General features: G+C 66.9%; 5 protein-coding genes. 2 read left to right on the forward strand and 3 right to left on the reverse strand.

Features of this window, described 5'->3' with window-relative positions:
* The coding region (locus ABZ260_RS39530; RefSeq protein ID WP_355627786.1) for a polyketide synthase at window positions 1-1,284 on the reverse strand (1,284 nt) is incomplete at its 3' end.
* A 497-nt stretch (window positions 1,285-1,781) separates the two neighbouring features.
* Here ABZ260_RS39530 and ABZ260_RS39535 point away from each other — a divergent pair.
* Window positions 1,782-2,864 (forward strand): DegT/DnrJ/EryC1/StrS family aminotransferase, encoded by a 1,083-nt coding sequence (locus ABZ260_RS39535; protein WP_355627789.1) that lies wholly within the window; start codon window positions 1,782-1,784, stop codon window positions 2,862-2,864.
* A gap of 74 nt (window positions 2,865-2,938) precedes the next feature.
* Here the strand turns inward: ABZ260_RS39535 and ABZ260_RS39540 are convergent, their stop codons facing one another.
* Window positions 2,939-4,486, reverse strand: coding sequence for a glycosyltransferase family 39 protein (locus tag ABZ260_RS39540; protein WP_355627792.1), 1,548 nt, complete (start codon window positions 4,484-4,486; stop codon window positions 2,939-2,941).
* 680 nt (window positions 4,487-5,166) lie between these two features.
* Window positions 5,167-7,011 carry an asparagine synthase (glutamine-hydrolyzing) gene (gene asnB / locus ABZ260_RS39545; protein ID WP_355627794.1) on the reverse strand — a complete coding sequence of 615 codons (1,845 nt, stop codon included), beginning with the start codon at window positions 7,009-7,011 and terminating at the stop codon, window positions 5,167-5,169.
* Window positions 7,012-7,617: 606 nt separating this feature from the next.
* Here asnB and ABZ260_RS39550 point away from each other — a divergent pair.
* Window positions 7,618-8,853 (forward strand): glycosyltransferase, encoded by a 1,236-nt coding sequence (locus tag ABZ260_RS39550; protein WP_355627797.1) that lies wholly within the window; start codon window positions 7,618-7,620, stop codon window positions 8,851-8,853.
* Window positions 8,854-9,021 lie beyond the last annotated feature (168 nt).

Here is a 9,021-nt window from a genome sequence, read left to right on the forward strand (position 1 = left end):
TCGCGAACCGGAAATCGCTCCAGCCGATGAGCCCGGCGCCACCGAGGTCCCTCCCGAAGGCCAGCCCGTATCCGTAGGCGAACCAGATGATGGTCGACGCAGGTTCCACTCGTCGAAGCGGATCGCGGGGTTCGGCCGCTCGAAGTTCAGGCTCGGCGGCAGCAGCCGGTGCTCGATGGCCAGCACGGTCTTGAGCAGCCCGACGATACCGGCCGCGCCCTCCAGATGGCCGACGTTGGTCTTGGCCGATCCCACCCACAGCGGCGCGTCCGAGCGGCCCGTGCCGTGCACCGCGCCGAGCGCGGTGGCCTCGACGGGATCGCCCACCCTGGTGCCGGTACCGTGCAGCTCGACGTAGCCGACGCTCGCCGGGTCCACGCCTGCGCGCCGATACGCCGACCGCAGCACCCGTTCCTGTGCCCGGGAACTCGGGGTGGTGAGCGCCTCGCCGGAACCGTCGTTGTTGACCGCGCTGCCCGCGATGACGCAGTACACGTGGTCGCCGTCCGCGAGGGCGCGCGACAGCGGCTTGAGGAGGACGACGGCGCCACCCTCGCCGCGGACGTAACCGTTCGCCCGCGCGTCGAAGGTGAAGCACCTGCCGTCCGGGGACAGCGCGCCGAGCTCCGCGGCCGCCAGGGCGCTCTCCGCGGCGAGATTGAGCTGGACCCCACCCGCGAGGGCCATGTCGGACTCGCCGCTGCGGATGCTCTCGCAGGCGAGGTGCACCGCCACCAGCGATGACGACTGGCCCGTGTCCACGGCCATGCTCGGGCCGGTCAGGGCCAGGAAGTGCGACACCCGGTTGGCGAGGATGCTGCGGTTGACGCCCGTGAGCGAGTGATGGCCGATTCCCGCAGCGCCGCTCTGGCGGCTCAGCAACGCGTAGTCGTCGGCCATCACACCGATGAACACGCCGACGTCGGTGCCGCGGAGGGGAGCGGGCGCGATACGCGCGTTCTCCAGAGCCTCCCAGCCGAGCTCCAGCATCAGCCGCTGCTGGGGATCCATCGTGCGGGCCTCACGGGGTGAGATCCCGAAGAACCCGGCGTCGAACCGGTCGATCCCGTCCAGGAACGCGCCGTGCGCACCGGGGCCGAGCTCCGTATCCGCGCTCCAGCGACCGGGCGGTACCGTGGACACGGCGCTCACGCCGTCGCGCAGTAGCCGCCAGAACTCCGCCGGACCTGGCGCGGAGGGCAACCGGCAGGACACTCCAACGATCGCGATGCGATCGTCATCCGTGCCGGAGTCATGGCCAGGCATGAACTCGGATCGATTCACGCGCCGCTCCCCATACACGTCGTAATGCCGACATGCGGAAACTCGATCCGCCGCCTGGCAAGGGCAGGTGCTCGAATCACCACATCCGGCTCGTGGCCTCACGGCCAGCACGAACTATGCCGAGCGCACGCTGCGCGTTTCACTAGTTGTGCGGCGCCGCAGGTCAGGCGGCGCGAAAAAGACGGTGCGAAAAGAGGTGCGCGCGTGATTGTGACCCGGCGACGCGGAAGGAGTCGCCCCCGGTGCCTCACCAGGCCAGGCGTCCCACCGGCCACGCCCCGGCCCTGTTCGCCACGATGACCTGAGCCGACCCGGTCTTGTGCCCCGTGGCACGCGGATCCTAGTGTTTTCACGAGTGCCGCCCGGGTTCTTCTGTAGTTGACCCGGCGCGTGTCCGGAGAGTCCCGCGTCGCGGCGCGGCGGGGAAGGCGGGACTTTCCGAGCGCCTCTTGTCACCCCGTGCCGACGAGCCGGCTGGCTGATGAGTGAGGAACTCCATGACGTTCGAATATCAGGTGTCAAAGCCGTACCTCGCAGGACGGGAACTGGAGTACCTCACCGAGGCCGTCCGCTCCGGCTGGATATCCTCGCAGGGCCCCTTCGTCAGGCGCTTCGAGGAGGAGTTCGCCCAGTACAACGGCGTCGCGTACGGCGTCGCGTGCTCCTCGGGCACGACCGCTCTCACCCTCGCGCTGCGGGCGCTCGGAGTCGGCCCCGGCGACGAGGTCCTGGTACCCGAGTTCACCATGGTCGCCACCGCGTGGGCGGTCACCTACACCGGCGCGGTGCCGGTGTTCGTGGACTGCGCCGACGACCTCAACATCGACGTCTCGCTGATCGAGTCTCGGATCACCCCTCGTACCAAGGTCATCATGCCGGTGCACGTCTACGGCCGGCGGTGTGACATGGACGCGATCATGAAGCTCGCGCACGAGTACAACCTGAGAGTGGTGGAGGATTCGGCGGAGGCGCACGGCGTGCGCCCGGTGGGTGACATCGCGTGCTTCTCGCTGTTCGCCAACAAGATCATCACCGCCGGTGAGGGGGGTGTCTGCGTCACGAACAGCGAGCAACTCGCCCAGCAGATGGCCCACCTGCGCAGCATGGCCTTCAGCAAGGAACACGACTTCATCCACAAGAAGCTGGCCTACAACTTCCGCATGACCAACATGCAGGCCGCGGTCGCCCTGGCCCAGCTGGAGCAGATCGACGAGATACTCACCATCCGCAAGCGGATCGAGAACCACTACGACAGCGGGCTCGACGGCATCGACGGGATCACCGTCATGCCGCCCCGCGACGTCCTGTGGATGTACGACATCCGGGCGGAGCGGCGGGAGGAGCTGCGGGAGTTCCTGACCGACGCGGGTATCGAGACCCGGCCGTTCTTCCAGCCCATGAGCCGCCAGCCGATGTACTTCAACCCCGACTGGCCGGCGCTGAACGCCGCCCGCTTCGCGGCCGACGGTCTCTATCTGCCCACCGACCCCGGGCTGACCGAGTCCGACCAGGACCGGGTGATCGGGAAGGTACGCGAGTTCTACCTGGCGGGTCAGGCCACGCGGCGCACGCGCAGGTGACCCTTCGGCGGCCTGACCGGTCGGATCCTCTCGCGTCCCCGGTCAGTACGCCTCCGCTCTACCCGCCAGTCGCTTCAGATGGCCGTCCGCCGGAACTCCGGCCACAGCTCCGGCCACGAGGCCCGCGGATCGCGGCACCGCCAGATGGGCGTGCCGGCTTCCAGGCCAAGGCCGGTGTCCACGGTGGCCACCTGCTGTACGTCGCCGAAGTACGTGCGCAGCCGCTCGCCCTCATCACCGACGTACAGCACCGTGCCGGCCCCCTGGGGGGGCATGCCGAAGTACCAGTAGCCACGGCTGCCGCTGTACGGCTTCGGCAGCCCCCGCTCGCCGCCGTAGAACTCGATGGCGGCGGCCTGCCAGTAGACGCTGGTGATCACTACGGCGTTCCGCCGTTCGTCCGGCGGCAGTGTCCGGTACGCCCGGCCGACCGTGTCGGTGAACTCCGGCCAGCCGAACTGGCCGATCGTGATGATGTTGACCCCGAGGTTCTCGCCGGCCCTGGGCTGCTGCACCCAGGCCCCGGGCAGGACCGGTAGCCAGTAGAGGGCCGGCAGCACCGACAGCGCGAAGACCGGCCAGGTGGGCACCCAACGCCACCAGCGCGCCGGTCGGCGCCGCTGCAGTTCGACCGCGGCCACGGACCACAGCACCGGGAACAGCCCGGTCACGTAGTACCACCGGCCACCGGCCAGCCAGAAGATCAGGATCACCGCGACGGCGGCCACGCCGTAGAACCGGTAGGGCCCAAGCAGTGTGGACCGCAGGAGCCGCCACAGGCCGTACCAGGCCAGCACGGCCCCGATCAGCAGACCGGGCTGGACGAGCACGAGCGGGAGGAACAACGCGCGGCCGCCGTTCAGGCTCCCCTCCGCGGACACCATCTGGACCATCTCGAACTGCGGCCATCCGTTGCCGGCCTGCCAGGCCAGCCCGGGGAGCATCGTCAGCAGGGTGATCGCGGCACCGGCCCACAGCAGCGGCCTGCGCAGCAGGTCCCGTGGTCCCACCGCGAGCGCGCCGGCTCCCAGCGCCAGCCACAGCACCGGGATCAGGAACTTGACCTGCAGGGCGACGGCCGTGGCGACACCCGCCCACAGCAGCGGGCGGTCGTCCTGCCGCCCCTCCTCCCGCAACCGAACCCAGCGGACCACCAGCCATGAGACCACCGCCCACAGGAACACGTCGAAGGCGTTCGTGGCCAGGAGGTGACCGTTGACGACCATGCCGATGGCGGACACCGCGGCGGTCATCACCTGCGCCCGGCGCCGGCCGCCCAGTTCCCGGGCGATCTGGGTGGTGACGACGACCCCCAACGCCGTGAGCACCGTCGCCGGAAGTCGCAGCGCGACAAGGGATCCGGGAAAGAGCGTGTCCATCACATGTGCGATCAGCGGCAGCAATGGCGGCTGATCGGCGTAACCCCAGTTCAGATGCCCGCCGGCCGCCACGAAGTACAGCTCGTCGGCGAAGTAGCCGTATCGGCCGCTCGTCACCAGCAGCAGCACCGCGACCGCTCCGGCGATGACCGACACGGGACCCCATGCCAGAGGTGCGATGGTGCCCTCCGGCGCGGCGTCCGCCACAGTCGCCTCCGGCGCCTTCAACACAGGCTCGTTCATCCGTCACCCACCCTGTTTTCCCGCCCTCACGTAAGCTCCGGCCGCCGATCACGGCGCCGTCGGTCCCCGCCGGGGGAACGTTCATCTTGAGGGCGGTGCCCTCGATCCAAGGGTTCGGCTACGTCAGGAACACCGGGTCTCCGCCGACGCCCTCCCGCATCCGCGACCACTGCCGCAGTGCGGCCTTGTGGCCGGTGACGACACGTTCACAAGCGTGGCGATCGCCTCCTGGGTCAGGCTCTCCCGAGCCGAGGTAGAGAAGCCAGCGGATGGTGGCGACGGATCCATGCGGTGCTGACGTCGCCCCCGGTACTCACGATCCGTTGACCCCTTCATCGCGCCGAATGCCACTCACACCAGTGAACCCCGGCAACGACTCGCAAAATCACTAGAAGCCAGTACTCCAGCCGCACATCGGGATCTCCACTGAAGTCGCCGTCCCGCCATACGTCCAGTTCGACGCCGTCGACCAGATCGACCCGCCACGGGTCGGCCGGCGCGCCCGTGACCGGTGCGCGCAACCGGCCGAGCACGTCCGCCGCAGCCGCGGGCGTTCAGGTGAGAGGCGGACGAGCCAGGTCAGGATTGCCTTGATGTTCACGGTGCCCGAGTCGGCGTTGCCCGGACCGCCACCTTGAAGGTTCATTCTTCAGAGCGGCGGATGGCCCACGGCAGAGTGGTCAGGACAGGGCAAATTCGGGCGAGTAGATGTCAAGCCAATAGTACATGTCAATTATTTTATCCAGGAGGAGCTTCTCTCCGTGCGATATCTTCGATGAGTCCATCTCGACCGCGCCCTTCAGCCATTCTCGGTTGAACAGCGTGAACAGCGGGCTATGGGCGTCCGCCAGCACCTCTTTGCCCTGAATTTGCAGGGCGCTCGAGTAGCGAATGTCATGTATCATTGTCGGGTAACCGCTCTTCACCCGATTGGCCACCGATGGCGGAAGCAGGTCCTTTACGGCGTGCCTCAGCAGGCTCTTCTCCCTGCCGTCAAACGACTTGAGCTTCCACGGCGTGTTGTAGACATACTCGACGAGACGATGATCACAGTACGGAACCCGCACCTCAAGGCCGACCGCCATAGAGAGGCGGTCCTTACGGTCGAGCAGCATCCGCAGGAACCGGGTTAGGTGCATGTGGAACATGACGCGCATCTGACGCTCGACACGCGACGCGCTGTCGAGGTGATCGACAGCCGCCACCGCCGTCGCATACTGGTCCCCCAGGTAGCTTTCCAATCCCATGGCCGCCAGCGCTTCCGCCTTGAAAGGCATGACGGTGGAGGTGCTGGGCTGCGAGCCGAGTACCGCCGCCATCCAGGGAAAGATGGGGAGCGCGCGAATGTCGTTGTGGAACCATTGGTAGCCGCCGAAGTTTTCGTCCGCCGCCTCGCCGGACAGGGCCACCGTCGACTCATTGCGTATTTCTCGAAACAGCCTGTACATCGAGATATCTGTTTCACCGAACGCATTCGGCGTGTCCCGTGCCGTGATCACGGCACGGCGAATGGTCGGATCGGACAGATCCTCCGCGTTCAGCACCACCTGCCGGTGTACCGGCTTGATCAGGTCGACCATATCCTTGATGAACGGCGCATCCGGGGTGGTCCGAAACACATCCGGCTTGAAGTTGTCGACGTGATCGACGAAGTCAACCGAGAACGTACGCAACCGTTCACCGGCCGCGGCCAGCTTGGGCGACGCGAGACTGGCGATCGCGCTGGAGTCCAGGCCGCCGGAGAGCAGAACGCACTGGGGCACATCAGAGATCAGCTGTCGGCCGACGGTGTCACTGAGCAGCTGCCGCACTCGTTCGATCGTGCTCTTCTGGTTATCGGTGTGCGGCGCCGTCTGGAGCCTCCAGTACGTCCTGTTGCGGATTCCGCTCGCGTCGACAGTGACGACCGTGCCCGGCTCGACCTCGTACATCCCTTTCCAAATCGCCTGCCCCTGCCCGATGCCGGTCACCGCCGTGCGTATCCCGTCGATGTCGACTGCCTTGCGAGCGAGAGGGTTGGCCAGAATCGCCTTTGGTTCCGATCCGAACAGCACACCGTCGCGGGTCGGGTAGTAGTAGAGCGGCTTCACCCCCAGCCGGTCGCGGATCATGACAAGCTTCTGATCACGGGTATCCCAGATGGCGAATGCGAACATCCCGTTGAGGTGGTCGGCGACGCTTTCACCCCATTCGAGATAACCGTGCAACACGACCTCGGTGTCGCTCGCGGTACGGAACCGGTGCCCTCGGGCCTGCAGTTCCCTGCGCAGTTCGATGAAGTTGTAGGTCTCGCCGCTGTACACCAGGACCACCGGACCGTTCGGCGTGGCGAACTCCATCGGTTGCACGCCACCGTCCAGGTCGATGACCGCCAGCCTTCGGTGACCGAGCGCGGCATGCCGTTGCAGCCACGTTCCGGAGGCGTCGGGCCCGCGCAGCGCCATGGTGGCGGTCATCGCGTCAATCGTGGCTTGCCGTTCGGTCAGGTCCGCGTCATAGGACACCCAGCCCGTGATCCCACACATAACCGGTCCTCTCCTTGTCTGTCACAGAAATCGACCACGGCTCTCGTGAGTGGTCTGCTCAGTTAGATCCCAACAGAGCACTCATGAAGGTTGAGGGATCTGCCGCAGACCTGGCCTTCCGCCGGGAGGCGGCCGGCACCCGGCACTCACCTATCGATTGGGGCTTGGACGACATCCGGGGAGATGTCATCGTCCACCTCCGCCCTGGTAACTGCAGGCGCCGGCCCCGACGCCCTGCTGAAACCTGATGTTATGGACACTTTTCTAGGAAAACGCCTAGTCGGGTTTGGTCAGGCGGGGACGGGTTGGGCGTGTTTGGGCTGCCTTCCCGATGCCCGGAGCCAAGGTGGATCCGGGCCTCCGATGAGGAACGCCGCACTGGACTCCCTTGTGCGGCGGCGAAGACCCGCACGTCACCCGCATCGACGCCGTGATTCTAGGGATTTCCGGGAATCGGTCGCACCAGGATGTGCCGGACAGGAAAACAAGATCGCTGCTCGGATCCGTCACGCATGTCACTTCGGCAGCCGATCCAGGGAGGCAATCAAGAGTGAACCCAACTCCGACCGCCGCTGATCCGACCCTCGACTGTCCGGCTTTGATACGATGCGTGCCCTCATAGTAACCGTCGGCTCAGAGGGGGACCTCCAGCCTTTTCTTGCCCTCGGAAAGCGTCTGCTCGCGGAGGGTCACGATGTCAAGTTCTCGGCCTCCGATAGTTACGCAGCGCGCGCCGACGCTGTCGGGATTCCCTTCGTCGGCAGGCCGACTTGGAGCGAGACGGAATTCCAGGCGAACTACATCCGTATTCTCAGCGAGAAGAACAAGCTGCGACAACTGACGGTTGTGATCGAATTCCTGGCGCAGGAGCAGCATGCCGCGGTACCGCAGCTGATGGCGCTGGCCCGTGAGGCCGACATCGTCATCCACTCACCGCTGGCCATCGCCGCGGTCGCCGCGGCGCGCGCGGTCGGCACGCCCCAGGTGAGCGTGCACCACACCTGGCCGCTGCGCCGAGCACGCGGGCATGGCCCGACCAATATCGATCTCGGGCCCGTCGGCAACGCCCTCGCATGGTCGGTCGTCGGCGGGGGGGTCAGGCTCGCGACCGACAAGCTTCTCAACTCTGTCGTCACCGCGGCAGGCCTTCCGCCCTGGCGCGACGTTCTCTTCGACGCGAGCCATTCGCGCCTGCTCAACCTCATCGCCATCAGCCCGCACACCCTCGAGCACGATCCGCTCTTCGGCCCCACCTACCGCACCACGGGATACTGGTTTCTCGACGAACCGGAGTACGTACCCCCGGACGACCTCGCGGCGTTCGTAGCCGACGAGCCGCCGGTCGTGATCGGCTTTGGCTCGAATGCCGGGCTCGACGCCCGCATGGTCACAAGGGAGCTGATCGAGGCGGTTCGCGGCCTGGATCGGCGCGTTGTCCTGCAATCCGGCTGGGCGGGGCTCGGAGACCAGGAGCTGCCGCCCAACATCTTTTTGGCGGACTTCGTCCCGCACGGGTGGCTCTATGCCCGCGCCGCGTGCGTCGTCCATCACGGGGGGGCCGGGACGACCGCGGCGGTGTTCCGGGCTGGTATCCCGCAGGCGATCGTATGGGCCCAGGGTGACCAGCTCCAGTGGGGAAGGAAGCTGGCGCAGCTCGGCGTCGGGCCCCCGCCTCGTACCCACCGCGCTCTCAACGCCAGATGGTTGCGAGGCACGCTCGATCGCCTGCTCACCGACAGCGGTATGGCCACCCGCGCTCGGGCGCTCGGCACCGCGATCCGTAAAGAAGACGGGACGGGGATGGCGGTTCGCGCGATTGAGAAGGTATCCGTGGCCGTGTGAAAGTGGCTCTGGCACATGCCAACGGCAAGGGCCGAAACCTCACCCTGCTTCCCTGACCACTGCGACAGATCCAGACCCGCGGCCGGCGCGGATGGCACAGCGAGCTCCGGACCGGCCGGGCAGCGCGTCGGGAAGCGCCCGGAGCCCGAGAGTAGAGGCTCACGTTGG

Source organism: Streptosporangium sp. NPDC006013 (assembly GCF_040614275.1).
In the GTDB taxonomy this organism is placed as follows: domain Bacteria; phylum Actinomycetota; class Actinomycetes; order Streptosporangiales; family Streptosporangiaceae; genus Streptosporangium.